The following is a 26,056-nucleotide window of genomic DNA, read 5'->3' as shown; positions in this document are numbered from 1 at the left end:
AGTGAATGAGTGTCGATGTTCCAAGGAGTATTCGATGAATCCAGTAGGAAGCGCTTCTATTAATAGTCATGCCAATCGTTCTACAGTTTCAACTCAAGACAATATCGCCCAAGAAAAGACAAACGCTTCGCCACTTAAAATGGAGCGAAATAAAGTGACACTTTCACCTGAAGGTAAAGCGCTGCTGTCCGCCCTCCAGCAGATTGATCATGAGAGTGAACATGTAAAAGTAGAAAATAAGTCGGTCGGTGAAAAAGTCGAGTCCTTTACGCACGGTGCTCTTGGGATGGAGCATCCTACTAAGCTTGAAGAAGACGAAGACGGTTCTTACTCTGCGGGACAGTACCTTTCTGCCGCACTGACTGTTGGTGGCATCATCCTTGCGCTTGCCTAAACGTCAGCATTGTAGAATTCGAGACAACTCATAAACACATCAAAGCTTTCGATCACTAATAGCAGCGCCTCGGCCCATTTTCTTATCGGACTGCGCGATTATAACTTGAACTTTAGCAAAACTAATGTATTGAGCTGTAAAGAAAACTTAGCCATAAAATATGACTTACTTAACGGATAAAAAAGACACTCTATCAACAGAGCGCCTTTTTACATTCGTATGCTCCTTGGCTAAGCGTCTCGCTTCTCTACCATGTGCAAATGTACATCTTGTTGTGGGAAAGGAATGGAAATGCCCTCGCGGTCAAAACGCAGTTTCACCTCTTTAGTCACATCCCAATACACATCCCAATAATCATCCGTTTTAACCCAAGGACGAACGATGAAGTCGACAGAAGACGTATTCAAGGTATGCACTTTGATCATCGGCTCAGGGGAACGAAGCACCGCAGGGTGAGAAGTTACAATGTCAGACAGCACCGACTCTGCTTTTAACAGGTCATCAACGTAACCAATACCAAATACCATATCCACACGGCGAATACGTTCATGAGTTACGTTCTTGATTACATCTCCCCAAATTTTGCTGTTCGGTACAATAATGATCTGGTTATCAAACGTACGAATGGTGGTGTTCACTAAACTCATATGGCTGACCTTGCCATCCACACCGCCTGCGTACACAAAATCACCCACATCAAATGGACGATAAATCAAGAGCATCATGCCCGCTGCAAAATTAGACAAGGTATCTTGTAACGCAAAACCAATGATGACACCAGCAATACCGAAACCAGTTAAGATTGGCGCAAGATTTAACCCTATTTGAGACAGGCCGACCATGATACCAATCACCCACACGAATTTACCGGACATAGCGATAAAAAAGTCCTGCATTAAGTGTGAGAGCTTCAAATTCTTCGAGGCCACTGCCTTACTTACTACTGTTCGCGTTAACTTCGCTAGCCCGCGAGCAATCAGTAAAATCAGCGCAAAGACAAACAGCTGGAAAATATGCTGCGGCGCATTGTCAGCAAACCAGTCAACCGCCGAGTTTGACCAATGGCTAAGTATTGACCACACCACTTTGGTATTAAGCAAGTCATGCGTGATATTGCCCGTTACCTCAAAAATCTGGCGTTTATATTCTGATGTTTCTAGGCCGATTTTATCTCCTATCGATATGAGTTTTCGTAGACTTTCTGTCGCAATATTCAGTCTTTGCTTAATAATAAGCTGATTGAGTTGCAACGAGGTTTTCTCTGAATCCGGACTAGACGACAGCTGCGAACTAATAACATCATTTTGTTGACTCAAGTACTCAGTAGAGGCTGACAATAAACGCATTCGTTTATCAATTTTGTCTTTTAACTCTATTTCAGCACGCTCATTCTGTACCCCTAACTCCTTTAACCACGCTAGATTTTGCCAACTAGAATCGAAGCTCACATCCAAATAATTCTGCAATTCTCGGTAGTCATTAATGAGAGCCAGCTTCTCTTCCTCTTTGGCATTATTTAGGTTTTCAACGACTTTCTTAATTTTTTCCAATAAGTAATCAGTTGCGTCCTCTGAGTAATTTTCTTGTTTTTTGACCAGCGTAATCAGCTTATCGCGTGGAATCGAACCATGCTGAATCGCAGCCTCTAGCTGGTTTCTTAGCTCTTCATTTTTTTGGAATAGTTGCAGTTGAAGTGCATCACGCTCGTCGCCACTTGCCTGTGAAAGGCTCTGGGACAAGTCAATAATATCTTGGTTCAAGTTATCAATTGAGGCTTCCGCAGCGGATATTTCGGGCGCATCCTTTATCTCAATGGCACTAACAACAGAAGGGGTCACCATACTAATGATGAGTACGAATAATGTGGCCCAAGGTGTCAGGCGATTTTTCAGTAGGGATTGAAACGTCATTTTTACCTCGTAACGGACAGGTCCCGATCGGAGCGATCAAGAATCAGAATGTAAAGCCTTGAAATTATATGCTCTAAGTTTACAACACTAAATAAAAATCCGTTCAGCATTTAGTAAATTAAGCATCAACGTTCCTCAATTTTTTTAATCGATAGTCACGACTTAAGCGTGGTTCTTTTCTTATCTCCCAATAACAAACAAGCCTTTCACTGTTTGGTGAAAGGCTTGTTTAAATTCGGCTAAGGGCGATTGGGATGATTCAAGATGTGGTCTTCCCAGTCCACCACATCTATCTCGTACACCACTTTGTTTCGGACACTTTCCCCTGCAGCGTGCATCGCTGATTTAGAGCCCGTAATAAGTGGATGCCACTCTGGTAAAGGTTGCTTGTCTGCCAATAGACGATAAGCACAAGTATGCGGTAACCATGTAAAGTCATTAATGTCTTCACGAGTAAGCTTGGTGCACTCTTCACCAGAAGTAAAACGGTTTGGGTAGTCCTTGCATGAACATGTTTTACTGTTTAGCCAACTACACGCCACGTTGGTGTAATAGATTTCATCCGTATCTTCATCCATCAGCTTATGCAAACAACACTTGCCACACCCATCACAGAGAGACTCCCATTCTTCTTCAGTCATCTGTTCCAACGATTTACTTTGCCAAAATGGAGTGCTCATACTTCAGGTCTCACCAACGAAATTTAGGGGCCGATTTATACTCCTCTCGTCGAAAAAGTTCAAGTTTTACGACGAGATCGCATCATGAATAACGAATGCTCGCAATATCCACTCATTTTCCTTTTACTGATCTATCCTTAACCAAGTTTGTATTATTTTGTTAAACACTAAGGAATTAAGGAGTTTTCATGGGTATCTTTGCTTGGATAATTTTAGGCTTGATCGCCGGAGCTTTAGCGAAATGGCTCATGCCAGGAAAAGATGGTGGGGGCTGGGTTGCCACTATGTTACTTGGTATCGCGGGGGCGTTTGTTGGTGGCTTCCTAGGAGGTATCCTTGGCTTTGGTGGCGCAACAGGAGTCAACGTAGGCAGCATCCTGACTGCGACGCTTGGTGCCTTTATTTTGCTTTTTGTGTACAACCGCTTTCTTAAGTAATCTTGCTTTAAGGTAATCCAATCTAAAGCAGAAGAGGTACTCCGTAGTACCTCTTCTTTTTTTAACTGCTAGCCCTTTCAATCTACGTCAAAATGACCATAATTGCTTCCTCAATTTTTAAGAGGTTTACATTATGGATTGTCGACTAGGGTGCGGAGCATGCTGCATTGCACCAAGTATCTCTTCTCCCATACCCGGTATGCCAAATGGTAAGCGCGCTGGTGTTCGTTGCGTACAGCTGAACGAGGACAATCTATGTAAGCTGTTTGGCACCCCTGAGCGTCCAAAGGTTTGCCACGATTTTAAACCGTGCCCGGTTGTATGTGGCAAAACCAACCAGGAAGCACTCAACAATATCATTGAGTTAGAGCAACTGACTTAGCACAACTTTCACTTATTGGTTACCGCTCTTTGTGATGACGTCAGGGCCGTATTGGCCGCCGTTTTCTGATATTGGGATGGACTCTTTGGGTATCGCCCTTTACGTGACTGCTACAGGAAAGGAGACGACGCTTTGTTGTCGCAGGCTTTTGACTTTTCGGAAGGTAATGACGATGAATGTTCAATAGGTCAAGATGGAAAACCGCTGAAGTTCAGCGGCTTTTTATTAAATCCGGTGCCGACCTAAAAGCGAATGTGACAGCGTTGTCCCATCAACGAGCTCTAGCTCGCCACCCACAGGTACACCATGCGCAATACGGCTCGCATCGACTTGGTGCACTTTACACAGCTCTGCGATGTAGTGTGCTGTAGCTTCGCCTTCAACCGTCGGGTTAGTTGCCAAAATCACCTCGTCGATATCACCGCGGCGTAAGCGATAATCAAGCACATCTAGCCCAATATCACTTGGGCCAATACCGTCTAACGGTGACAAGTGCCCCATAAGGACAAAATATCGACCTGAATATTGCCCTGTAGCTTCGACTGCTGCAATGTCTGCCGGGCTTTCTACTACACAAATTTGGCCATTTTCTTGGCGTTTTGGGTTAGTACAAATATGGCAAACGTCTTCTTCAGTGAAGGTTCGACACTCGGTGCAATGACCAACCTCTGTCATTGCCTGACTCAACGCATCTGCCAGTTGCAGACCGCCCTTTCTATCGCGCTGTAACAAATGAAAGGCCATACGTTGCGCCGACTTGGGACCAACCCCAGGTAGACAACGTAAGGCCTCCATCAAGTGCTCCAGCATATGACTGGTTCGCATTAGAAGTCCGCTTAATTAAATAATATCAGCAGCTTAGAATGGCATCTTCATGCCTGGTGGTAGTTGCATACCACCAGTAACAGAAGCCATTCTCTCTTTTTGAGTCTCTTCTACACGACGCGCTGCATCATTGAATGCTGCAGCGATCAAATCTTCGAGCATCTCTTTGTCGTCTTCCATCAAGCTTTCATCGATGTCAACACGACGCACGCTGTGGCTACCAGTAATAGTAATTTTAACTAGGCCAGCACCAGACTCGCCAGTTATTTCCATATTCGCAATTTCTTCTTGAAGCTTTTGCATGCGATCTTGCATTTGCTGGGCCTGCTTCATTAGGTTGCCCATACCGCCTTTACCAAACATGTTTATCTCTCTGGTTTAATGAGGTGTTGCACTAATTAATGGGGTTATCACTATCGATTTTCAACCCCATTCCATTCGATTGTTAGATAGGTCGCACGCTATCTCTATCAAGCTCTGCAGCAAATCGACGTTCGATAAATTGAACATTTGGATCGTCTTCTAGGCTATTCAGAGCTTGCTGTAATTTTTCTTGATAGAGCCGATCTCTCAGTTCAAGTGGCGTTTCGCCACTCTCGCCCACTTCAATACTCAAATGACACTCTTCATCTAAAACCGAGTTGAGTGCTTTGAGTAACTCCATTTGAGCTCTATCGGTATTCAAGTGAGCCTGACTACTTCTCAATAACAAAGAAACGGTCGAGCCTTCTTTACTGTATTGTGAGTTTAGCGCAAGTTGTTCCACCAGCTTGGGGATATTCATCAAGCTGATCAACTTTGCCCACTCGTTCAGCTCTAACGACTCTTCGATGAGCTTTTGAGCCATTTCTGGCGTCTTTTCGTGCTCAAGTGCCTGCTTGAGCTGCGTAGGTGTCAGTTTCGTATTTACTTTTGTCTCAACGGGTTTACTTGGACGCCAGCGATACGCTTCCTCTACTTCAGATTCAGACTCCATGGCTTGGGGAGCTGAATTTGGCGACACCTGCGCGGAATTGTCATGCAATTGCGCTAAACGATCAATGACCGATTCTGGTTGTACAGATGCCGCTTTAGGCTTTTTTGAGCCACCACTTTGAGGAGTATTCTGTTGTAAGCCTTGACGCTGAGAGCGCAGTTGATGACGTAAGCCACTCAACCTACCCCGAGCCGGGGTTGATGTGCTCTCTTGCTCCTGCTGGGATGGCTCCTCATGCTGTGGTGCCGGATTCTCACTCATTGGCGGCGCCATGTCATAACCACTAGATTGATGGTCCGGAGCTTGTGGGGCAGGCTTAGGCTCCATCTGCGGTATATTGTGAGTTTGACTTGGCTGCGGCTGGGAAGCAGGCTGAGTTGATGCTGGTGGTACTGACGCCGGTTTGAGTTGTTCTGTACTTTGCACAGGTGCCGTTGCAGACTCAGTTTGGGCGGAAATTACGTTCGCGTCACGGTTTGATGATGGTCGAAAAGCCATCATTCGTAGCACGACCATTTCCATACCAACACGCCCGTTTGGCGATAAGGTGACATCTTCACGCCCTTTGAGTGCAATTTGATAGTAAAGTTGCACATCTTGCGGGGTGAGCGCTTTACTCAATAATTCGATTTTTCCAGCATCTGGCTGGGCGTTATCTAATGTTGATGGTAAAGCTTGATACATCGCAACACGATGTAATTGCGTCGCTACTTGCTGCAACAGCCCATCCCACTCCACACCATTGGCAGCAAACTGTTGAATTTTGTCCATCGCTTGCTGCGGCTGTTTACGGCTGATCGATTCAAGCAAATGAATGGCTTGGTCAGTATCAATGCTTCCCAGCATATGACTAACAATATCAGTGTGTACCGCGCCATTCCCCAAAGCAATCGCTTGATCGGTAAGGCTTAGAGCATCGCGCATACTGCCATCGGCCGCGTGAGAGAGCATCCCCAGAGCTTTCGATTCAGCAGAAACTTGCTCTTGCCCTAAAATGTAATCAAGTTGCTGATGAATATCATCAACGCTGATTGGCTTAAGGTGAAACTGCAGACAACGAGATAAAATCGTCACTGGCAATTTTTGTGGGTCCGTCGTCGCCAGTAAGAATTTGACGTACTCAGGAGGCTCTTCCAGCGTTTTTAAAAGCGCATTGAAAGAATGACGCGACAACATGTGTACCTCATCGATGAGATAGACTTTGAAGCGTCCACGAGCTGGCTTGTATTGCACGTTGTCTAGCAGTTCGCGAGTATCTTCAACTTTAGTACGTGATGCCGCATCAATTTCCAATAGGTCAACGAATCGACCTTCATCAATTTCACGACAAGTATCGCATTTGCCACAAGGTGTTGCGGTAATACCAGTTTCACAGTTCAACCCTTTGGCGAACAGTCTGCCGATGCTCGTTTTGCCGACGCCGCGAGTACCACTAAAAAGGTAAGCGTGGTGTAAACGGTTTTGCGCCAAGGCGTTTTCCAAAGCGGTCAGGACATGTTTCTGTCCTACAACTTGATCAAACTGATTCGGACGCCATTTTCGCGCTAAAGCTAAATAACTCATTGAATGTATTAATGTCCTTCAAAATCGCAAATGCTGTATACGTTTAGACCTAATGCCTCTAAACGTTTATCACCACCGATTTCTGGTAGGTTAATAACGAACGCAGCGTGCTCAACTTCACCACCAAGTTGACGAATCAGCTTAGTCGTTGCTTCGATAGTGCCGCCTGTTGCAAGCAAATCATCAACAACAAGTACTTTGTCGCCTGATACTATTGCATCAGTATGAACCTCTAGCGTATCCACGCCATATTCAAGCTCGTAAGATTGAGCAACAGTTGGACGCGGTAATTTGCCTGGCTTACGCACTGGAACAAAGCCTACCCCAAGCTCAAGCGCTAATGGCGCACCAAATAAAAAGCCACGAGCTTCAGTCCCCACAACCTTGGTAAACCCCATGTCTTTGTAACGTTCAACCAATAAATTGATCGTTGCTTGGTACGCTTTTGCATCTTCAAGAAGACTAGTGACATCACGGAAAAGGATCCCTGGTTTTGGGTAATCTTGGACGCTTTTGATGCTAGATTTGATCAGTGAAATTGTTTCTGTAGTCATAATACCGATTTACTTAGATTGGCTCATCACCCTCTATATTTTATCGCAGTATCACGAGGGCAACGAACAATAGGTTTTCATCACCATGACTTATTTTCGTAAAGTCACAGGCGCTGAAAATACAAACGCCCACTCGAAGAGTGGGCACACTATTCTCTGCAATCTTAGTGATTTTCTTCTCGGTCAGCAACCAACTCAATCACAGGGAGACGCATAAACCACCTGAGTAAAACGATTAACATCACTAAAAGACCAATTTTCACCCAAACAAAGGGGACCATAAAAATAGAAATCATGAAACTGAGTGCAATAAAAATCGCACCACGTCGTTTTATCTTAAAAGTAACGGCCCGATGTTTATTCCAATTTTTGAGAACTGGTCCAAACGTTTTGTGGTGATGTAACCAGTGATGAAACGCTGGACTGCCACGCATAAAACAAGCGCTGGCAAGTAAAATGAAGGGGGTCGTTGGCAAGAGAGGAAGAGCTATGCCGGCAATGCCAAGCACAATAGAGAGTCCACCAACGATATTGAAGAAGTAGCGCTTAATACGAATGGTGAACTCCAGAACATAATAGCGAGATTAAAAGCCAGCGTAACCATTCATTACACGAAGCCAGGTTAACGTTGCAGGTAGTGTGGGAATTAAAAGTACTGCAATGAACCCTAAAAAGTAAAAAATATTATAAGGCTCTTTAAAATCTTTATCTGCCATGATGTATCTTCTCACTAGTTGACTTTGCTTCTCCCACCACGCAGTGTTAAATAATAGTTGCGTAAATAGGGGATTATTGTTTGCGCATGACTATACCTTAAACTGTCAACCCTAAAAACTAGAGAAAAGTAAGGTTATATATCAGTAAATACCCACTTTTCCTCGATTAAAAAACCTCCCTGCAGCGCAAATACGCTGCTGGGTGGTTTTATTAAATCAGAATCAAGCAAACTAGGTATGCCGAACAATATTTAGGCTGAAACTTGACGTTCCAAGGCATCCAATAGTCAACTGCCCAGATGTATTTAGTGGCAAGTCTGTAGTGATAAAGTTTTTCATGCTACCGTCACCTAAACAATTGCCCGCTGCAATATGCTGGTTATTATTTCCATCAGACCATCGGCAATCTAAACCTGCTGGTAAAATAGATACGGTTGATGATGCCAAATCAGCCACACCAAACATCGCATTGACGGCACCAACACATTCCGAGCACTCAATTCCCTTCTCCATGATCTCTATCATATCTTTCAGATCTGCATTGAAGCTCTTCAAGTTCCGTAGATAATCATCGAATAAAGCCCGCACAAGCAATGTCGTCGCTACTCCGCCGTTTTTCTGAGAGGCTGAGTCAACTAAGTAAAAGGCAAACTGTCCATTCAACAACCAACGGTAATCAAACACGAGCGGCATGACATCAATTGATTGCAGCAGACGATACGAGCAACGCCAATCTCCTTGAGAAGTATCCTTCTCGGGTAATAAGGCATGCAGCAAATCTCTCGCTGCGCTCGGGTTCTCCTGCAAGTATTCTAAATGCCAGTGAAGCTCTTGCTCATCTGGTATCTCACCACCATCATCCACTCTAAACCACTGACTTGAGAAATCTCGTTGTTCAGAGAAATGGCTATCGGTATCTTCGAGTGTGTTATCGATCGCTTGAGATAGGTGCTTATAATTACCTATCGGTTTAGGCAGAAAATCTTTAATACCAAATCGTAACGCTTTTGCGACATCCGACATTTCATCCGTACCTGATACTACGATAAGTGGCAAGTATGGATATTCAAGGCTGACTTCTTCAACAAACTCAATACCGTCTAATACCGGCATAGATAGATCGCATAAGACAAGATCGGGCTGACACTCTCTAAGTTGTTGAAGTGCCTCCAGACCGTTTTCAGCTTCTACTAATTTAAAACCCTGACTTTCTAAATAGGCATTGGTGACTTTACGAAATACCGGATCATCATCCACCAACATAATTAGTTTTTGATTAACCACTTCCTGTGCCGAGACCATTGCCGTTTGACTGTGAGTCTTAAACATACCTTTACACCTCACAAAGCTCAGTCAAAAAAACAGATTATTAAGTCATTATTTTTGTTGTATTTATATCTAGCGAAACGTTGCGCAGCAAGACTTGAGGCCGTTTCGCCTTGTTATAAAAAGTAGCTTGAAAACGCCGTTTATACAATATTGCGGTGAGATATAACTAAAGTAGCTCCCAATAATTTGGGGGGAGCGAGATTCCGCTGCGCTATTTTCTTAACCGCGTAGCGTAACGGCGCTTAAAGTCTTACTTATTGAAGTCATTTAAGTATTACAATATTTACGCAGAGAAGTTTACTGTGTTCAAATTCAAATGATGTAACATGTTGACTTAAAGCAAACTACGATCGCAAAATTAATTATAAATTAGCCGTAATGGTAATTGAATGTGTCTGGAAATATGAAATTAGATGACTTAAACCTATTTCGACTGGTTGTCGAAAATGGGAGCTACACCGCAACTTCGCGAAAAACCATGATCCCGGTGGCAACCATCACCCGACGCATTCAAGCGCTAGAAGACTCTGTCAATCTTCGACTGTTGAACCGTCATGCTCGCAAACTTTCTTTAACCGAGGCTGGAGAACGTTTTTACCATGAGTGCTCTCCTTTACTGCAAAGGTTAACGGCTGCGACTGAAGAAATCACCGATGACTGTAAAGGGGCGTCAGGGAAAATAAAGATATCTGCGCCTTATAATCTGACTAAGCGCATGATGATGCCAATGCTCAACGGATTTATGAAGCAGTACCCAGATATCAATATTGAGCTAACGACAGAAAATAACGCAGACAAGCTAGACCCGACAGAGTGGGATGTGATTTTTCGTGTTGGCCCACAACGTGACTCTAGCCTAATCGCACGCAAAATAGGTGAAGTAAAAGATATTTTGGTCGCCAGCCCTGATTACCTCACGTTAAACCCGGCGCCAAACCACGCCGAAGAGCTCTCAAACCATTCATTGTTGAAAGGCTACCCTCTCATCAAGTGGACCTTAATTAACAGTAAGGGCGAGTCTGTAGTGAATGTAGAACGCGGTCGTTTTCACGCTAATGCTCTCAATGTCGTTCGTAGCGCATGCTCGGAAGGTCTTGGTATTACGCTAATGCCAGATGTGATGATCAAAGAGTATATTGAAAGCGGCGATCTGCTGCGCGTGCTATCTGATTGGAGTGCAAACCCACGTGATATCTATATGCTGTACAACCACAAAGACCACCTGCCGGAGAAAGTACGTCTATTTATCGACTTTGTGATCGCGTACAACATCCACTAATTAAAGCTCGAAACCTACATCGTTATTGGTTTAGGTATGACAATAAAAAAGAGGCTTAACGCCTCTTTTTTTATATTTTAATAATGTTTAGCGTCGACGCCCACGCGGTGGGTAATTCGACTCATCTGATGGCTGACCGCTCAATGGTGGGATCTTTTCTTTTCCAGCCAATTTTTTCTGCAACGAAAGCATCAATTCGGCCTCTGCCTTAGGCAGTTCACACTCTTCAATAAGCTCATTTATGTCAGCACCAAGCTGTACCATTTTAGAAGCGCGACTGTACAATCGACCATCGTTGTCTGCGTGTTCTAACTCACCAATGCGCTCGTTTAAATGCTGAATAATGTCTTGTTGTTCGGTGACCTTCTGTCCAAGGCCAACCACAACAGAACGGACTTCCAGTAACTGTTTGCTAAGCTTCTGGACTTCTTTATCCGCATGCCGTGCTTGAGCACGTTGTTGACCAATTTGCTTTTGTAATCTCGAGCGAATACGCAGTTGCAACGCAAGCAATACTAAAACGATAAAAGCGACACCACCCACTAGGAATGGTACAGATAAAAAAGTGTCTTCAGCCATGATTATTCAGCCAATTATAGGTGAGCCATCTCATCCCATTCGTCATCACTTAACAGCTTATTCAAATCGACAAGGATAAGAAGCTTACCGTCACGGTTGCTTACACCTTGGATGAACTTCGCGCTCTCGTCAGTACCGACCGAAGGAGTGGTATCAATCTCAGATGAACGTAGGTAAACCACTTCAGCCACACTATCGACTAAGATACCGATAACTTGACGTTCAGACTCAATCACAATAATCCGCGTATTGTCTGTTACCTCACCTTCTATCAGGCCAAAGCGCGAACGAGTATCGATAACCGTCACTACATTACCACGCAGATTGATGATACCCAGAACGTAATCCGGCGCACCTGGAACGGGGGCAATTTCAGTATAACGAAGCACTTCACGAACTTGCATTACGTTAATGCCGTAGGTTTCTTCTTCTAGCTGGAACGTCACCCATTGAAGAACTTCGTCGTTCGATGCATCTTTCTTCACTTCTACTTCAAAAGCTTGAGACATAGTTAATCCTCGTTAATGTCGTTCCCGACTTAAATCTAATTCATTGATTTTACATCTAAACCGGCGTTTAGCATGTTAATGAGTGCTTGGACATGAATTAAAGCACACATTTTTTCTTTTACCATGCCCGCTAGCCAAGGGCGCTTCCCCGCCTGTTCACGCCAGCGAACTTTGTCGATATTGAGAGTTTCCGTCCCCATTAACTGGTTGCTGGCTAACCCCCACATGCTATCTCCAAGCATAACGACATATTGGTAATTATCTTTGTAATCGTCATCGCGAAGCTTATCTGCCATCACCCATTTAGCGGTATCGACAACATCAAATTGTTGCTCGCGATTGCTCTGTAGCCCAAGATACCAAGCGGGTTTACCAATCAAATGGTTCAGTTCCGTCATTCGATGAATACCACCTAGTTCATCAAGTGGCACTGCAAACGTTACGTTGTTCACATCAAAATAGAGAACTTGAAAATCTTTACTTCGCTGTGTACTTTCCCACGGGTTCGATACCTCGGCATCCATTGGCTTATCAACCTCTGGATCACCCTTTAATGCAACGTTGTTATCTTGCTCAATCATACCCTGAGTATCAACGCATGCTGATTGACGCTCCTCCAAAACTGGCGCTTCAATTACCCAGTCTTGTATTTCTTTCATTTTTTCGTGTTGTTGCGCCTCTGAGGTAGAAACCGGCACCTCTGGCTCCACCAATTTTACTTTTTCGGCAATATCGATGGTGTTTTGTTCCAGAATACTGTCAATGTCTAACTCGGCCACTGGGTTGCTCGCCTCAAGCTGACTCAATAGTCTTTGGACATCTTCCAGATTAGGCGCTTCTATCTCTGGTGAATAAGTGTCTCGGAATGGATAAGTGTCCGGTTCAGAATATTGCAACTGTAATTCTGGCTCTGGCTCTGGCTCTGGCTCTGGCTCTGGCTCTGGCTCTGGCTCTGGCTCTGGCTCTGGCTCTGCAGAGGATAACTCTTGAGCCAGTAAGTCAAGATCTTCTTCAAGATCAGCCACCTCAACTTCTTCGCCCAGTAATGCGCTAAAGTAGTCATCAAGCGCTTGCTCACTGGAAAGCACGTCGTTACTGCTCATCAAACGCTAGCCTCTCCAAATAAATCAGCAGTTGCTTATAGGCAAACACACCACGACTGCCTGAGGCAAAGTGCGAAGCTGGTAAGTTTTTTAAACTGGCATCACGGAACTTGGTATCAATCGGTACTGCCGATGTCCACACCTGATTTGGATAATCTTGCTTTAGCTGCATTAATGTCTGTAAAGAAGCTTTGGTACGCTTATCATACATCGTTGGTACGATGGTAACTTTAAAACCACTCGAACGAGACTTATGCATGATGGTTAACGTACGCATCATGCGTTCAAGCCCTTTCATCGCCAAAAACTCGGTTTGGACCGGAATTAAAATTCGGTCGCTGGCCGCCAGTGCATTCACCATCATCACACCGAGAATCGGTGGGCAATCAATCAGTACATAGTCGTAGTCTTGCGCAACCGCTTGTAGCGCTCGTTTTAAAATCAACCCCATGCCACTGCGGTTACCCATTACACGGTCAAGCGTCGCAAGCGACATATGTGCCGGAATGATATCCATTTCTTCCAGCTTCGTTCCCAAAATCAACGGCTTCACCGTTTCACGTGAGAACATCTTAAGTTGGAACAGGTCGAACAAACTTGTCGTTACTGCATCCGGGTCATAACCAAGGTAAGTGGTCAATGAAGCATGCGGGTCGGTATCCACCATCAACACACGATACCCCTTTTGACTTAGCAAGCCTGCTAATGTCACTGTTGAGGTGGTTTTACCCACGCCACCTTTCTGGTTAGCTACACTCCAAACAATCATTATGAATCCTACGCTAGGCCAACTTCCACCAGCATGCGGTCAGCAATACGGTCGAGAGGTAAATCTTCGGAAGAGATGCCCGCTTTCGCAACCGCTTGTGGCATGCCGTAAACAACGCAGCTCTGTTCATCTTGTGCCCAGATGGTGGAACCTGCAGATTTTAACATCCGAGCCCCTTCGCGACCGTCAGCCCCCATGCCTGTCAGCACTAAAGACAGTACTTTATCGCCATATACTTTCGCGGCAGACCCAAACGTCACATCGACACAAGGTTTATAGTTCATCCGGTCACCGCCATCAATAATGCGCAAACGTGCTGCGCCAGGCCGACCATCTACCATCATCTGCTTACCACCAGGTGCTAGATACGCAACGCCCGGTTGCAATACATCACCATCTTGCGCTTCTTTGACTTGAATTCTACATAACGTATTCAAACGACTAGCAAATGCGGCTGTAAACGTTGCTGGCATATGCTGGATTAACACGATCGGATGAGGATAGTTCGTTGGCATAATCGTCAAAATCTTTTGTAGTGCGACAGGTCCGCCCGTTGATGTCCCGATCGCTGTAAGCTGATATTTCTTACCAGAAGCACGGAACTTGGTCACTGCAGATCGAGTTGGTGCTGAAGCTGCTCTTGCACCTAACGAGCGCGGAGCAGTACTGGGACTTGCTGCAGGACGAGCGATTGGCCGATGCATAAAAGTACGCTTAGAGGCAATCTGAATCACTCGTTGTTGGAGCAGTGATACCGCTTCTTCACGATTACGCGCGATATCTTCAAATTTTTTCGGTAAGAAATCCAAAGCACCCGCATCTAACGCGTCAAGTGTTGCTTTCGCGCCATCATGAGTAAGGGATGAAAACATCAGGATTGGCGTTGGTGCTGCAGCCATGATTTCACGCACAGCTGTAATGCCATCCATCACTGGCATTTCAATATCCATGGTGATGACGTCAGGCTTAAGAGATTGGGCTTTTTCTACCGCCTCTCTACCGTTCACTGCAACGTCAATCACCTCTAGGCGCGATTCTGAGTTGATGATTTCACTAACACGACGACGGAAAAAACTCGAATCATCAACGACTAGTACTTTAATCGCCATTTTATTCCTTTTAATAACGTCAGCTTAGCCTAGAGGCGTGAAGCCGCAGCGTATTGCTTAAGTAAATCAGGCACATCAAGAATCAATGCGATGTGACCATCACTGGTGATCGTCGCGCCAGCCATACCCGGCGTGCCTTGCAATAAGTTATCGAGCGGTTTAATGACCACTTCTTCTTGACCAATCAGCGTATCCACAACAAAACCAACACGTTGGCTACCAAGCTGAACAATCACCACATGACCATGACCGATGCGCTCTTCTATTCGTGGTGACTTTACCGTTAACCAATTTTGCAAGTAGAACAATGGGATAGATTTATCACGAACGATAATAGTAAGTTGACCATCCACTACGTTAGTGCGGCTTAAGTCCAAATGGAAGATTTCACTGACCGATGCCAATGGCAGAGCAAACGGGTGTCCACCCACACCAACCATTAACGTCGGTAAGATAGCTAATGTCAGTGGCACTTTGATGATGATCTTGGTGCCCTTACCAAGTTCAGAATCGATATCGATTGAACCATTGAGGGTGTTGATCGCCGTTTTCACCACATCCATGCCCACACCACGGCCAGAGATGTCAGAAATCTTATCTTTGCTTGAGAAACCAGGGGCGAAGATCAGGTTAAAACACTCTTTGTCTGTCAAACGCGCAGCAGCATCTTCATCCATCATGCCGCGTTTCACTGCGATTGCGCGAAGTTTGTTCGAGTCCATACCGCCGCCATCGTCAATGATAGCAAGTTCAATATGATCGCCTTCTTGAGAAGCAGAAAGAAGTACTTTACCCGTTCGCGATTTCCCTGCTTTCACTCGGTCATCCGGCATTTCAATACCGTGGTCAACAGAGTTACGCACTAGGTGGATCAACGGGTCGGCAAGCGCTTCAACAAGGTTTTTATCGAGATCGGTTTCTTCACCACGCATTTCTAGCACGATGTCTTTATTTAGGTTGCGCGCTAAATCACGAACAACACGTGGGAAACGACCAAATACTTTCTTGATTGGCTGCATGCGCGTTTTCATTACCGCGCCCTGTAGATCGGCCGTAACCACATCGAGGTTGGACACCGCTTTTGACATTTCTTCGTCGTTGCTGTTTAAGCCAAGGCTTAGCAAGCGGTTACGCACTAACACAAGCTCACCAACCATGTTCATGATGGTATCGAGCGTGGAAGTGTCAACACGCACTGTCGCTTCAGCTTGAGGCTTTTTAACGACTGGCGCCGATGCCTTCGCTTCTTCTTTCACAGCGACAGGTTTAGATTCTGTTTTTGTTGCTGGCTCTGCAGCCATTGCCGGTTCTGGCTTAGCAACAGGTTCAGGGATGATCTCTTCTGACTCGACATTGGTTGATGCTGGTTTAGTTGCCATATCAAGCTCTTCAAGCGTTGGGCCTTTCCCTGAGCCATGCAGTTCATCCAGCAACTTCTCGAACTCTTCGTCCGTCATTAAGTCGCTGTCAGTGCTTGAGGATGATGCCGGCGTTGAAGCGGGTGTTGAGCTCGCCGCCTGTGGCGATTTAGGCATTTCTTCTGCCGCAGAAGATTCAGCAGTCGATGGGCTGTTACCTGCGCCATGCAGTTCATCTAAAAGACGCTCAAATTCGTCGTCGGTGATATCATCACTTTCGAGTGCACTTGATTGTTCTGGTTCTGACGCCGCAACAGAAGCAGGTGGTATCGCGCTTGGCGCTGAGCCTTTACCATGCAGCTCATCCAGTAGCTTTTCAAATTCGTCTTGGGTAATTTCATCAACAGAACCGACACTTGAGTCTGCTACTGGGGCTGCTGGCTCTTCGGTGACCGCTTCTGGAGCAACGACAGATTCTTCTGTGAGTGTTTCAACCACTTCATCTTTAGATTCTGGTTTACATAGACGGTGAAGTTCTTCAAGAAGTGCCGGATCCGCAGCTTGTAATGGTTCATGATCTTGCACGGCTCGGAACTGAGTGTTTACTGTATCCAAAGCCCTCAACATCGTATCCATTAGGCTTTGCGTCACCGTGCGTTGACCATTTCGCAATACGTCAAACACGTTCTCTGCGCCGTGGCAGGTATCTACCAGCTCAGCCAAAGAAAGGAAGCCAGCCCCACCTTTTACGGTATGGAAACCGCGAAAAATGGCATTAAGTAAGTCTTTATCTTCTGGGTTGTTTTCCAATTCAACCAACTGCTCAGATAGCAGTTCCAGAATTTCCCCAGCCTCAATGAGAAAGTCCTGAAGAATATCTTCGTCTAAATCGTAGCTCATACGTTACCTTTAAAATCCAAGACTGGACAACAAGTCATCGACTTCGTCCTGCGATGAAACCGCATCTTCTCTTAGTTCTGGATGAAGAATAGGGCCTTCAACTTCGCTTGTTTGTTTATTCTTTTTATCTGCCGGTTCTGACAAAACTTGAACCTGAACTTCAGGTTTATTGCCGGAAAACACGGTGAGAATTTCCACTAAACGGCCTTCAACTTCGTTCACCAACGTGATTACGCGACGAATAATTTGACCCGTTAAGTCTTGGAAATCTTGCGCCATGAGAATTTCAGTCAGCTGACCGCGCAACTCGGTACTGTCACCTTCGACTTGAACCAGCAGCTCATCGATACGATGACAAAGCGCTTTGAACTCGCTTAATTCGATGCGCCCATGCATAAGTTCATTCCATTGAGGACGAACTTGTTGAAGGCAATCATTTAGGTTGTCGGCGATGGGAAGGCAGCAGTCCACCGCATCCATCGTTTTGTTTGCTGCCAGCTCTGTTTTTTCGATCACGTAGTTCAGTCGGTCCCTTGCACTCGGAATTTCATCTTGCGCAATTTCGGTCATGCGTTGATCGAAGCTAAACTGCTTGAGTGAATCGTGAAGGTCTCGAGTTAACGACCCAATTTCTTGCAGCATTGGGTTCTCAGTACCTTCATAAATCGAGGCAACAAGCATATTGGCTTGGTCTTGCTCGCCGCTTTCTAGCATTTGAACGAGCAATTTCGCCTGCTCTAGTGAGATCATTTTGAATAGACCCTTTTACGTTTAATTCTTATTATCACTTTGAAAACGCTAAACAAGTCATTTAACAGGCATTTAACAATTGGTACGAATGACTTGAATAACAAAGGCAAAGAGAGAGTTATAAACGTTCGAAAATTTTATCTAATTTTTCTTTTAGTGTTGCAGCAGTGAATGGCTTAACAATGTAGCCATTTACCCCTGCTTGAGCAGCTTCAATGATCTGCTCACGCTTCGCTTCAGCTGTGATCATAAGAACTGGCAGATGCTTCAATTCAGCATCCGCTCGAATGTGTCTAAGCAAATCGATGCCTTGCATACCAGGCATGTTCCAATCAGTTACAACAAAATCGAAGTCACCTTTTTTCAGCATGGGTAATGCAGTTAAACCATCGTCCGCTTCTTGAGTGTTATTAAACCCCAAGTCACGCAACAGATTTTTAACAATACGGCGCATTGTTGAGAAGTCATCAACAATAAGGATCTTCATATTTTTATTCAAAATTGCCTCCACTGAATCGTAAATCAGTGTTTTTAGTCATTTTGTGTCCACGCACTGAGCTTGGTGCGTAAACGTTGCATCGATTGACTCAGTATTTGACTTACGCGAGATTCGCTTACGCCTAATACATCGCCAATTTCTTTCAAATTGAGTTCTTCGTTATAATAAAGCGAAAGCACCAACGCTTCACGCTCTGGAAGCTGTTTGATCGATTCAACCAATGCGTTTCGAAAGGATTCATCAGCAACCCGTTTGAATGGATTGCTCTCATCAGTTTCATCAGCAGGTGAAATCACATCATCAGAAACGCCTAAATCCTCAATTCCTACTAATTTCGAGCAGTTTATATCGGTTAGTGCACTATGATATTGATCTAGTGTCATCTCGAGATGCGCTGCTATTTCAGAATCAGTCGGATCGCGATTTAGTTCACCTTCTAGCTCCGCAACCGCTTGGTTGATCTCTCGATTATTTTTATGAACAGAACGTGGTACCCAATCGCCTTTGCGCATGTCATCTAACATGGCTCCGCGAATACGAATACCAGCATAAGTTTCAAAGCTTGCACCTTTAGAACCATCATAATTCTGCTGAGCTTCGATAAGACCTATCATGCCGGCCTGAATTAAATCCTCTACCTGGACACTTGGTGGTAAGCGGCCTAATAGGTGATGAGCAATGCGCTTAACCAACACTGAATAGCGTTCTATAAACGCTTGCTGGCTCTTAAATCTGCCATGCTGGTCATAGGTGATCGCTTTATTCACCAAAAGGGTCCTCTGCGAATTCGGTTCGATTTAGCAACCTTTCCACAAAAAACTCCAAGTGTCCACTGGGTGTTTTCGGTAGTGGCCACGTTAACGCTTTATTTGCTAGTGAGCTGATAGCTAAAGCAGCAGGTGAGCGTGGAAACGCATCAACAACAATTTTTTGTCTTTTTACAGCCTGACGTACTTTATCATCTAATGGAATACATGCGACGAGCTCAATGCTTACATTCAAGAATCGCTCTGTGACTAGCGTCAACTTTGCAAACAATTCTCGTCCTTCACGGTAGCTTCTAACCATATTTGCGACAACTTTAAAGCGTTGAACTTGATGTTCTTTGCTGAGTAGCTTAATTAATGCGTATGCATCAGTGATGGATGTCGGCTCATCACAAACCACAACAACCACATCTTGAGCTGCACGCGAAAAGCTAATCACCATGTCAGAAATGCCCGCAGCCGTATCAATCAGCAGGACGTCAATTTCTTCTTCAAGACCACCAAATGCTCGGATGAGCCCAGCATGTTGAGCATGTGAAAGCTCAGTCATACTTTGTGTGCCAGAAGTTGCAGGGATTATCTTGACACCATAAGGGCCTTCCACAATCGCATCTTTTAGCTCACACTCACCAGCTAGAACATGTCCTAGGTTACGTTTTGAGCGGATCCCGAGCATTACGTCTACATTGGCCAGACCTAAGTCAGCGTCAAGAACCATCACCTTCTTGCCTTGACGAGCCATACAAATTGCCAGACCCAGTGTTACGTTTGATTTCCCCACACCACCTTTGCCGCCAGTAACAGCAATCACTTTGGTCAATGATGGTTGTGTTAAGCGACGGAGGCCGCTTGCTTGATCGTGTATCATATTCTCAGTCATAGTAGTCCGCCGCCTTCGAATCCTTCACTGTCGCTGTTCCAAAAGTGAGGTTCGTTCTCTGTCGACTTTTCTAACAGTTCATTTGCTTTCGCAAGCATATATTTTGGTTGCGCTATCACAATGTCTTCTGGCACGCGCTGACCATTAGCAATGTAAGCCACTGGCATCGCGTTTTGAATCACTACACTGATGAATTCGCCTAGACTCAATGACTCATCAAGTTTGGTCATAATACAACCCGACAGCGGAATGCGTCGGAAGTGATCCAGCGTTTCTTGTAGAACTCGACGTTGTGCGGTTGCTGGCAAAACGAGATAGCTGTGAATGACTTCTCCGCTTTCTTGCATCAGGGTATCGAGCTGTTCGGAAAGCCGCACATCTCGCTGACCCATCCCTGCCGTATCGACCAAAATCAGTCTTCTGTTTCTTAGCTGATATATAACATCGGCTAACTCGTTAGAATCTTTAGCAACTCTTACGGGACAACCCATGATTCTTCCATAAATTGAGAGCTGTTCATGTGCACCGATACGATATGTATCAGTGGTAACAAGCGCCACATTATCGGCACCATATTCCATGGCGGCGCGTGCTGCGAGCTTAGCCACTGTCGTTGTTTTTCCGACACCTGTTGGGCCTAACAGGGCAACCACACCACCACGCTTTAAAATATCCTTTTTAGGAATCGTGATTTGATCTGCCACAAGGGACAGAAGTGCCTTCCACGCTCGTGCTGGTTGCGTATCTTCAGGAATGTAACACGCCATTTGATCGGCGAGTTCTGGAGAAACCCCCATTCGTTCTAAACGCTTGATTAGCATCGCTCTTAGCGGCTCACGGCGTTCCACTTCTTGCCACATGAGGCCTGAGACTTGGTGTTCCAACAGACGGCGAATTGACATCATCTCTTCACGCATGCTTTCAAGCTCATCCGCCGATTCTTCTCGTTCATCAGCAGGTCGACGGCGGTCATAACGCGTCGGGTCTAGCTTCGGCGTTGGACGTTCAAATCGATTGTCTTGTGCAATGAGCTTCGCCAACGGGGAATCGGGTTGATATGGCGCAGGCTTTTCTTGATTGTAACCATCGCGATGCTGGTTCTGACGCTGCAATAAAGCTGACAACGAATCTTCGTTTTCCGCAGTATGCTCATCAGAATCTGCTGCTCCGCTGCTATATTGCTTGAGCATATTGGCAAATCGCTTAGTCATTGAGCCTGATTTTTCGTTGTTACTGTGATTATTCAGGCTAATTTTGTCGTTATCTAAATTGCGGTCTCGAAAACGGTCGGCAGACGACGATGACATTTGACGATGTTCGTTATAGCGATTCGATTGAGGAGCACCACGATTCGATTGCGACGTGGCATTCGTGGAAGGCGCGTTAGATTCGCTATCTATTGCTGCGACAATTGCTACGCCCCCAGCCACTTTCTTGTTTGACATGATCACCGCTTCCGCGCCTAGCTCCTCTTTCACTTGGAGCAACGCCGCTCGCATGTCTTTGGCAAAAAATCGCTTTATTTTCAAACTATGAATCCATTAATTGAGATCAGTTACCCACGGCTTGCACAATTCTGATCTGTTTTTCATCCGGAATTTCTTGATAAGACAGCACCCGGAGATTAGGTATTGTGTTCTTCACAAACTTCGCTAACGTCGAACGTAATACACCCGACGTCAGCAGAACCGCAGGTTCGCCATTTAACTCTTGCTCTTGCGTCGCTTGGCTTAGTGAAGACTGCAATCGTTCAGCGAGTCCCGGTTCAATCCCAGCAGATTCGCCTCCTGAAGCTTGCATTGTTTGATGCAATATTTGTTCCAGCTCAGGTATCAGGGTAATCACTGGCAACTCCGGCTCTATCCCATTGATTTCCTGAACAATTAGACGTTTTAGACTAATTCGAGCCGCCGCCGTTAATATGTCAGGTTCTTGACTCTTACTGGAATACTCAGCCAAAGTTTGCACAATCGTGCGAATGTCACGAATCGGTATGGCTTCGTTTAACAAGTTTTGCAGAACTTTCACTACGACACCTAATGCCAACTGATCAGGCACAAAATTTTCAACCAACTTAGGTGTACTGCGGCCTAACATTTCCAATAAATTCTCAACTTCTTCATGACCAAGCAATTGAGAAGCATTGTTCGTTAACTGTTGGCTAAGATGCGTCGCTAATACTGTGGATGAGTCCACAACCGTATAGCCTAACGCTTGCGCATGCTCGCGCTGATCCTCACGAATCCAAACGGCTTCCAGCCCAAATGCGGGGTCGATGGTCGGCTCACCTTCAATCATGCCATAGACCTGACCTGGGTTGATCGCCAACTCTTGATCAGGACGAATTTCCGCCTCACCGACGGCCACTCCCATCAGGGTAATTCGGTAACTGTTTGGCGTAAGCTCAAGATTGTCGCGAATGTGTACCGCTGGAATTAGAAATCCAAAGTCTTGCGAGAGCTTCTTACGCACCCCTTTCACCCGTTCCAGCAATTCACCGCCTTGGTCTCGGTCAACTAAGGGAATCAAACGGTAACCAACTTCTAACCCGATAATATCAACGGGCTGAACATCGTCCCAAGACAGCTCACGCTGTGATGAAGGCTCACTCCCTTCCTCGTCTTTCGCGGGTAGAGCAAGGTCTTTTACTTTCTGTTTTTGACGTTTGTCGATCAAGTACGCGCCGGTGCCTGCTGCCACCGCCAGCGTCAAAAAGGCGAAATGTGGCATACCTGGCACAATCCCCATCACGCCAAGAATCGCGGCCGTGATCATCAACGCTTTAGGGTTATCGAACAGTTGGAAAACCAATTGTTCGCCCATGTCTTCATCGGTATTTTGGCGCGTAACCATCATTGCCGCTGCAATAGAAAGTAAGAGCGACGGGATTTGCGCCACCAAACCATCACCAATGGTCAACAAGGTATAGATTTCAATGGCTTCACCAAAACCTAACCCGTACTGCGCCATCCCGATAGCAAGGCCACCGATAATGTTGATAAACAGAATTAAAATACCGGCAATCGCGTCACCTTTTACGAACTTAGAGGCACCATCCATTGAGCCGTAAAAGTCCGCTTCTTTGGTTACTTCAAAGCGACGTACCCTCGCCTGCTCTTGATCAATTAGTCCAGCGTTTAAGTCTGCATCAATTGCCATTTGTTTACCGGGCAAAGCGTCAAGCGTAAAGCGAGCACTCACCTCAGAGATACGACCCGCACCTTTGGTGACCACCATAAAGTTGATGATCATTAAAATAAGGAACACGACTAAACCAACCGCGTAGTTACCCCCAATGACGACGTTACCAAAAGCTTCAATCACGTTACCTGCCGCATCGCCGCCTTCATGTCCGAGCAGCAACACGACACGTGTCGAAGCGACGTTCAATGCCAAACGCAGCAATGTAGCGATCAGCAGTACCGTTGGAAATGCCGCGAAGTCCAACGGACGACGCGTGTAAACGGTCACTAACAACACCACCATCGACAACGCGATATTAAAGGTGAAGAACATATCCAGCAGCAAAGCCGGTATTGGTAATACCACCATAGCAAGGGTGGCCAAAACCATGACTGGCGCGCCAATGGCTGGCATTGCGCGCAGAGGTATTCGTGGCAATTTATCTGCAAATGGCAGGTTTAACTTCATACTGCGAGGTATCTCAATCGATTGAAGCGTCACGCTATCTGATATTATGTATACGCGACCACTTTGACCCAAAGTTTAGGTCTGTTGATAATTAAGCCGTGTTAAGCAATCTATGTACCATAATTAACGCCAAAATAATGACTAAACGCTAAATAAAGACTAGATCTTTGATTCTAATAGCCTTTCTCTAGCTAGGTTGCGTAAGAGTTAGTGACGATGCTCTGGCGGGATAGGTAAGTCATAATCTTGAATTTTTGGACGTTGACCACCTTTTTTACGATACTGTTTCAGCTGGAAAACAAACGCTAGGATCTGTGCAACGGCACTGAACAAACCATCGGGGATTTCTTGCTCTAATTCTGTTGTATGGTATAGCGCACGGGCAAGGGGTGGCGCGGGTACAATAGTAATGTCGTGCTCACGGGCTACTTCCCGGATCTTCATCGCCATATGATCCGTACCTTTGGCGATCACCACTGGCGCCCGATCGGTTTTCTGTTTGTACCGAAGCGCAACCGAAAAGTGTTCTGGGTTAGTAACAATAACGTCGGCTTCAGGTACGTCGGCCATCATACGTCGTTGCGCCGCTTCCCTTTGCAACATACGAATACGCCCTTTCACTTCTGGCTTGCCTTCCGTTTCTTTGTATTCGTCTTTAACTTCTTGCTTGGTCATTTTCAGCTGATCGGCGTGTTGCCAGATCTGGAATGGAATGTCGATAGCCACCACAATCAACAACGAGCAACTGATTAATAAGACAAAGTTGAGCAAAATATCTAACGCATGAAAGATGTTTTGTGGATACACATCCATACTCAGTTGGATCAAGTCTGCTTGTGACGCTTGGATCAAATAAATGGCAATACCAGTCACCAGCACGACTTTTAGGAGCGACTTAATCAGCTCCACCCAACTTTGCATACCCACCATACGTTTAAGGCCGCTAAGTGGGTTCATTTTTGACAGTTTAGGCATCGCAGCCTGGGCGGAAAAGCTAATACCACCTACGCCTGCAGCGCCAATCATTGCGGCCGTAAATAACGTCGCTAAGATGAGAAATAAAGGCAAAAGTAGCTCGCTCATCGCACCGATTGCGATATCAAATAACTTAGCCGTATCGAAGATTTCGTCACGCTGGAGATCAAACAAGCGACTCATAATAGAAAACAAGGAACGTGATAAGCTCTCACCAAACCACATCAACGAAATGGCGCCAATAATCAGTACTGACGCTGACGCGAGCTCCTTGGACCGAGCCACCTGTCCCTTTTCTCTGGCTTGTTGTAACCGTCGGGTCGTGGCTTCTTCGGTGCGTTCCTGACCGTCTGACTCTGCCATACCAGCCTCCTAGCAATCTAAGCGAATGAGGCGACAAATCTGCTCCTCACCCACTGCCCAGAACAACTCATAATGACTGTATAAACCAGACAAAATGTACCAACAAATTAATAAGCCCACCATCAATGCAAAGGCAAAACCGAGTGAGAAAATATTCAACTGAGGTGCAGCACGTGTCATCACACCAAACGACAAGTTGATGGTCAGTAACGCAATAATGCCTGATAGCGACATACTGAGCGCCGTTTTAAACATGATGCCAAGCCAACCAGCCATCTCGCGGAAATCCAGCGCCGTTAATGTACCAGAACCAATAGGGAGCGTTTTAAAGCTAAACACCACCAGCTGCAACATTTTGAGGTGCCCGTCCGTCGCGAGAAAAAACATGGTCGTCAGGAACATAAACAACTGACCAAGCAAAGGCGTGCTTTGACCATTAGCCGGATCGACCATGGATGCGAAGCCCAAACTCGATTGCATGCCAAGAATCTGTCCTAATAAGACAAACGTCTGAATCATAAATTGGGTCACCATCCCCATCGCGATACCAATGATCATCTGTTCGACGATGGTTATAAAACCACGAAATGAGAGCAACTCAATATCTTGAGGAACGGCAGGAATGGCTGGCATAACGGCGAATGTAATCGCGAGCCCCAGATAGAGCCGAATACGCGGCGAAACAAAGCGCGCGCCGGTCACCGTCATCACCATCAACATGGAAGAGATACGAACGTAAGGCCAGAAATAATTTGCAATCCATTCTAAGACAACACTAGTAGGATACTCCATACGCGCC

27 protein-coding genes are annotated in these 26,056 nt (G+C 45.6%); 4 read left to right on the top strand and 23 right to left on the bottom strand.

What is annotated here, in order from left to right:
- The first annotated feature begins 34 nt into the window (after window positions 1–34).
- The gene (locus tag ATG66_RS09900; protein ID WP_098415139.1) at window positions 35–394 is read left to right on the top strand and encodes a hypothetical protein; all 360 of its coding nucleotides are present in this window, start codon (window positions 35–37) and stop codon (window positions 392–394) included.
- A gap of 230 nt (window positions 395–624) precedes the next feature.
- Here the strand turns inward: ATG66_RS09900 and ATG66_RS09895 are convergent, their stop codons facing one another.
- The gene (locus tag ATG66_RS09895) at window positions 625–2,235 is read right to left on the bottom strand and encodes a mechanosensitive ion channel domain-containing protein (RefSeq protein ID WP_373560842.1); all 1,611 of its coding nucleotides are present in this window, start codon (window positions 2,233–2,235) and stop codon (window positions 625–627) included.
- 308 nt (window positions 2,236–2,543) lie between these two features.
- Window positions 2,544–2,984 carry a YcgN family cysteine cluster protein gene (locus ATG66_RS09890; RefSeq protein ID WP_098415137.1) on the bottom strand — a complete coding sequence of 147 codons (441 nt, stop codon included), beginning with the start codon at window positions 2,982–2,984 and terminating at the stop codon, window positions 2,544–2,546.
- Window positions 2,985–3,172: 188 nt separating this feature from the next.
- Here ATG66_RS09890 and ATG66_RS09885 point away from each other — a divergent pair, with 188 nt between their 5' ends.
- A complete protein-coding gene (locus ATG66_RS09885; protein WP_098415136.1) occupies window positions 3,173–3,421 on the top strand; it encodes a GlsB/YeaQ/YmgE family stress response membrane protein in 249 nt (82 codons plus the stop codon).
- A gap of 133 nt (window positions 3,422–3,554) precedes the next feature.
- Window positions 3,555–3,803, top strand: a complete 249-nt coding sequence (locus ATG66_RS09880) for a YkgJ family cysteine cluster protein (RefSeq protein ID WP_098415135.1) — start codon at window positions 3,555–3,557, stop codon at window positions 3,801–3,803.
- Between the two features lie 225 nt (window positions 3,804–4,028).
- On the opposite strand, the gene recR is transcribed toward ATG66_RS09880, so the two are convergent.
- The 7 genes from recR to ATG66_RS09845 form a co-directional block, all read right to left on the bottom strand.
- Complete coding sequence (gene recR / locus ATG66_RS09875; RefSeq protein ID WP_098415134.1) at window positions 4,029–4,628, bottom strand: recombination mediator RecR; 600 nt, start codon at window positions 4,626–4,628, stop codon at window positions 4,029–4,031.
- Between the two features lie 33 nt (window positions 4,629–4,661).
- Window positions 4,662–4,991, bottom strand: coding sequence for a YbaB/EbfC family nucleoid-associated protein (locus ATG66_RS09870; protein ID WP_098415133.1), 330 nt, complete (start codon window positions 4,989–4,991; stop codon window positions 4,662–4,664).
- 82 nt (window positions 4,992–5,073) lie between these two features.
- Window positions 5,074–7,167 (bottom strand): DNA polymerase III subunit gamma/tau, encoded by a 2,094-nt coding sequence (dnaX, locus tag ATG66_RS09865; protein ID WP_098415132.1) that lies wholly within the window; start codon window positions 7,165–7,167, stop codon window positions 5,074–5,076.
- A gap of 8 nt (window positions 7,168–7,175) precedes the next feature.
- Window positions 7,176–7,721: an adenine phosphoribosyltransferase gene (apt, locus tag ATG66_RS09860; RefSeq protein ID WP_098415131.1), complete on the bottom strand. Its 546-nt coding sequence runs from the start codon at window positions 7,719–7,721 to the stop codon at window positions 7,176–7,178.
- Window positions 7,722–7,885: 164 nt separating this feature from the next.
- The gene (locus ATG66_RS09855) at window positions 7,886–8,290 is read right to left on the bottom strand and encodes a YbaN family protein (protein WP_098415130.1); all 405 of its coding nucleotides are present in this window, start codon (window positions 8,288–8,290) and stop codon (window positions 7,886–7,888) included.
- A gap of 15 nt (window positions 8,291–8,305) precedes the next feature.
- Window positions 8,306–8,437 carry a hypothetical protein gene (locus ATG66_RS21050; protein ID WP_005380608.1) on the bottom strand — a complete coding sequence of 44 codons (132 nt, stop codon included), beginning with the start codon at window positions 8,435–8,437 and terminating at the stop codon, window positions 8,306–8,308.
- Between the two features lie 231 nt (window positions 8,438–8,668).
- Complete coding sequence (locus ATG66_RS09845) at window positions 8,669–9,766, bottom strand: response regulator (protein WP_098415129.1); 1,098 nt, start codon at window positions 9,764–9,766, stop codon at window positions 8,669–8,671.
- A 403-nt stretch (window positions 9,767–10,169) separates the two neighbouring features.
- On the opposite strand from ATG66_RS09845, the gene ATG66_RS09840 reads away from it, so the two are divergent.
- Window positions 10,170–11,045: a LysR family transcriptional regulator gene (locus tag ATG66_RS09840; protein ID WP_098415128.1), complete on the top strand. Its 876-nt coding sequence runs from the start codon at window positions 10,170–10,172 to the stop codon at window positions 11,043–11,045.
- 87 nt (window positions 11,046–11,132) lie between these two features.
- Here the strand turns inward: ATG66_RS09840 and ATG66_RS09835 are convergent, their stop codons facing one another.
- The 14 genes from ATG66_RS09835 to fliR all read right to left on the bottom strand — a co-directional run bounded on the left by ATG66_RS09835 (window position 11,133) and on the right by fliR (window position 26,049).
- Window positions 11,133–11,624: a DUF2802 domain-containing protein gene (locus ATG66_RS09835; RefSeq protein ID WP_098415127.1), complete on the bottom strand. Its 492-nt coding sequence runs from the start codon at window positions 11,622–11,624 to the stop codon at window positions 11,133–11,135.
- A 14-nt stretch (window positions 11,625–11,638) separates the two neighbouring features.
- Window positions 11,639–12,133 carry a chemotaxis protein CheW gene (locus ATG66_RS09830; protein ID WP_098415126.1) on the bottom strand — a complete coding sequence of 165 codons (495 nt, stop codon included), beginning with the start codon at window positions 12,131–12,133 and terminating at the stop codon, window positions 11,639–11,641.
- A gap of 35 nt (window positions 12,134–12,168) precedes the next feature.
- Entirely contained in the window at window positions 12,169–13,236 is a 1,068-nt protein-coding gene (locus ATG66_RS09825) for a chemotaxis protein CheW (protein ID WP_098415125.1), read from the bottom strand.
- On the bottom strand, window positions 13,226–14,005 hold the full coding sequence (locus ATG66_RS09820; protein WP_098415124.1) for a ParA family protein: 780 nt from the start codon (window positions 14,003–14,005) through the stop codon (window positions 13,226–13,228). The genes ATG66_RS09825 and ATG66_RS09820 overlap by 11 nt, the downstream gene beginning before the upstream one ends.
- Before the next feature lie 8 nt (window positions 14,006–14,013).
- Window positions 14,014–15,114 carry a protein-glutamate methylesterase/protein-glutamine glutaminase gene (locus ATG66_RS09815; protein ID WP_098415123.1) on the bottom strand — a complete coding sequence of 367 codons (1,101 nt, stop codon included), beginning with the start codon at window positions 15,112–15,114 and terminating at the stop codon, window positions 14,014–14,016.
- Between the two features lie 29 nt (window positions 15,115–15,143).
- Window positions 15,144–17,372, bottom strand: a complete 2,229-nt coding sequence (locus tag ATG66_RS09810) for a chemotaxis protein CheA (protein ID WP_098415122.1) — start codon at window positions 17,370–17,372, stop codon at window positions 15,144–15,146.
- 9 nt (window positions 17,373–17,381) lie between these two features.
- Window positions 17,382–18,122: a protein phosphatase CheZ gene (locus ATG66_RS09805; protein ID WP_098415121.1), complete on the bottom strand. Its 741-nt coding sequence runs from the start codon at window positions 18,120–18,122 to the stop codon at window positions 17,382–17,384.
- 118 nt (window positions 18,123–18,240) lie between these two features.
- Window positions 18,241–18,609: a chemotaxis response regulator CheY gene (gene cheY / locus ATG66_RS09800; RefSeq protein ID WP_098415120.1), complete on the bottom strand. Its 369-nt coding sequence runs from the start codon at window positions 18,607–18,609 to the stop codon at window positions 18,241–18,243.
- A 44-nt stretch (window positions 18,610–18,653) separates the two neighbouring features.
- Window positions 18,654–19,388 carry an RNA polymerase sigma factor FliA gene (locus ATG66_RS09795; protein ID WP_098415119.1) on the bottom strand — a complete coding sequence of 245 codons (735 nt, stop codon included), beginning with the start codon at window positions 19,386–19,388 and terminating at the stop codon, window positions 18,654–18,656.
- A complete protein-coding gene (locus ATG66_RS09790; protein WP_098415118.1) occupies window positions 19,381–20,268 on the bottom strand; it encodes a MinD/ParA family protein in 888 nt (295 codons plus the stop codon). Before ATG66_RS09790 ends, ATG66_RS09795 begins: the two co-directional genes overlap by 8 nt.
- Window positions 20,265–21,797 carry a flagellar biosynthesis protein FlhF gene (gene flhF, locus ATG66_RS09785; protein ID WP_098415117.1) on the bottom strand — a complete coding sequence of 511 codons (1,533 nt, stop codon included), beginning with the start codon at window positions 21,795–21,797 and terminating at the stop codon, window positions 20,265–20,267. Before flhF ends, ATG66_RS09790 begins: the two co-directional genes overlap by 4 nt.
- A gap of 22 nt (window positions 21,798–21,819) precedes the next feature.
- Complete coding sequence (gene flhA, locus ATG66_RS09780; protein ID WP_098415116.1) at window positions 21,820–23,919, bottom strand: flagellar biosynthesis protein FlhA; 2,100 nt, start codon at window positions 23,917–23,919, stop codon at window positions 21,820–21,822.
- Window positions 23,920–24,126: 207 nt separating this feature from the next.
- Window positions 24,127–25,257, bottom strand: coding sequence for a flagellar biosynthesis protein FlhB (gene flhB, locus ATG66_RS09775; protein WP_098415115.1), 1,131 nt, complete (start codon window positions 25,255–25,257; stop codon window positions 24,127–24,129).
- A gap of 9 nt (window positions 25,258–25,266) precedes the next feature.
- Window positions 25,267–26,049 (bottom strand): flagellar biosynthetic protein FliR, encoded by a 783-nt coding sequence (gene fliR, locus ATG66_RS09770; RefSeq protein ID WP_098415114.1) that lies wholly within the window; start codon window positions 26,047–26,049, stop codon window positions 25,267–25,269.
- Window positions 26,050–26,056: the final 7 nt, after the last annotated feature.

Source organism: Vibrio sp. ES.051, assembly GCF_002563795.1.
Taxonomy (GTDB): Bacteria; Pseudomonadota; Gammaproteobacteria; order Enterobacterales; family Vibrionaceae; genus Vibrio.
The sequence above is the reverse complement of the archived record's forward strand: the minus strand, read 5'-3'. Positions and strand labels throughout refer to the sequence as shown.

Excerpts from the sequence above, each read along its gene's own strand:
- ATG66_RS09900 (WP_098415139.1), top strand. The coding sequence starts at position 35 with ATGAATCCAGTAGGAAGCGCTTCTATTAATAGTCATGCCAATCGTTCT.
- ATG66_RS09845 (WP_098415129.1), bottom strand. The coding sequence starts at position 9,766 with ATGTTTAAGACTCACAGTCAAACGGCAATGGTCTCGGCACAGGAAGTG.
- ATG66_RS09885 (WP_098415136.1), top strand. The coding sequence starts at position 3,173 with ATGGGTATCTTTGCTTGGATAATTTTAGGCTTGATCGCCGGAGCTTTA.
- cheY (WP_098415120.1), bottom strand. The coding sequence starts at position 18,609 with ATGAAGATCCTTATTGTTGATGACTTCTCAACAATGCGCCGTATTGTT.
- ATG66_RS09840 (WP_098415128.1), top strand. The coding sequence starts at position 10,170 with ATGAAATTAGATGACTTAAACCTATTTCGACTGGTTGTCGAAAATGGG.
- ATG66_RS09880 (WP_098415135.1), top strand. The coding sequence starts at position 3,555 with ATGGATTGTCGACTAGGGTGCGGAGCATGCTGCATTGCACCAAGTATC.
- ATG66_RS09815 (WP_098415123.1), bottom strand. The coding sequence starts at position 15,114 with ATGGCGATTAAAGTACTAGTCGTTGATGATTCGAGTTTTTTCCGTCGT.
- ATG66_RS09825 (WP_098415125.1), bottom strand. The coding sequence starts at position 13,236 with ATGAGCAGTAACGACGTGCTTTCCAGTGAGCAAGCGCTTGATGACTAC.
- ATG66_RS09835 (WP_098415127.1), bottom strand. The coding sequence starts at position 11,624 with ATGGCTGAAGACACTTTTTTATCTGTACCATTCCTAGTGGGTGGTGTC.
- ATG66_RS09790 (WP_098415118.1), bottom strand. The coding sequence starts at position 20,268 with ATGACTGAGAATATGATACACGATCAAGCAAGCGGCCTCCGTCGCTTA.
- ATG66_RS09870 (WP_098415133.1), bottom strand. The coding sequence starts at position 4,991 with ATGTTTGGTAAAGGCGGTATGGGCAACCTAATGAAGCAGGCCCAGCAA.
- fliR (WP_098415114.1), bottom strand. The coding sequence starts at position 26,049 with ATGGAGTATCCTACTAGTGTTGTCTTAGAATGGATTGCAAATTATTTC.
- ATG66_RS09890 (WP_098415137.1), bottom strand. The coding sequence starts at position 2,984 with ATGAGCACTCCATTTTGGCAAAGTAAATCGTTGGAACAGATGACTGAA.
- ATG66_RS09830 (WP_098415126.1), bottom strand. The coding sequence starts at position 12,133 with ATGTCTCAAGCTTTTGAAGTAGAAGTGAAGAAAGATGCATCGAACGAC.
- apt (WP_098415131.1), bottom strand. The coding sequence starts at position 7,721 with ATGACTACAGAAACAATTTCACTGATCAAATCTAGCATCAAAAGCGTC.
- ATG66_RS09895 (WP_373560842.1), bottom strand. The coding sequence starts at position 2,235 with ATGGTGACCCCTTCTGTTGTTAGTGCCATTGAGATAAAGGATGCGCCC.
- flhB (WP_098415115.1), bottom strand. The coding sequence starts at position 25,257 with ATGGCAGAGTCAGACGGTCAGGAACGCACCGAAGAAGCCACGACCCGA.
- ATG66_RS21050 (WP_005380608.1), bottom strand. The coding sequence starts at position 8,437 with ATGGCAGATAAAGATTTTAAAGAGCCTTATAATATTTTTTACTTTTTA.
- recR (WP_098415134.1), bottom strand. The coding sequence starts at position 4,628 with ATGCGAACCAGTCATATGCTGGAGCACTTGATGGAGGCCTTACGTTGT.
- ATG66_RS09810 (WP_098415122.1), bottom strand. The coding sequence starts at position 17,372 with ATGAGCTACGATTTAGACGAAGATATTCTTCAGGACTTTCTCATTGAG.
- ATG66_RS09805 (WP_098415121.1), bottom strand. The coding sequence starts at position 18,122 with ATGATCTCACTAGAGCAGGCGAAATTGCTCGTTCAAATGCTAGAAAGC.
- ATG66_RS09820 (WP_098415124.1), bottom strand. The coding sequence starts at position 14,005 with ATGATTGTTTGGAGTGTAGCTAACCAGAAAGGTGGCGTGGGTAAAACC.
- flhA (WP_098415116.1), bottom strand. The coding sequence starts at position 23,919 with ATGAAGTTAAACCTGCCATTTGCAGATAAATTGCCACGAATACCTCTG.
- dnaX (WP_098415132.1), bottom strand. The coding sequence starts at position 7,167 with ATGAGTTATTTAGCTTTAGCGCGAAAATGGCGTCCGAATCAGTTTGAT.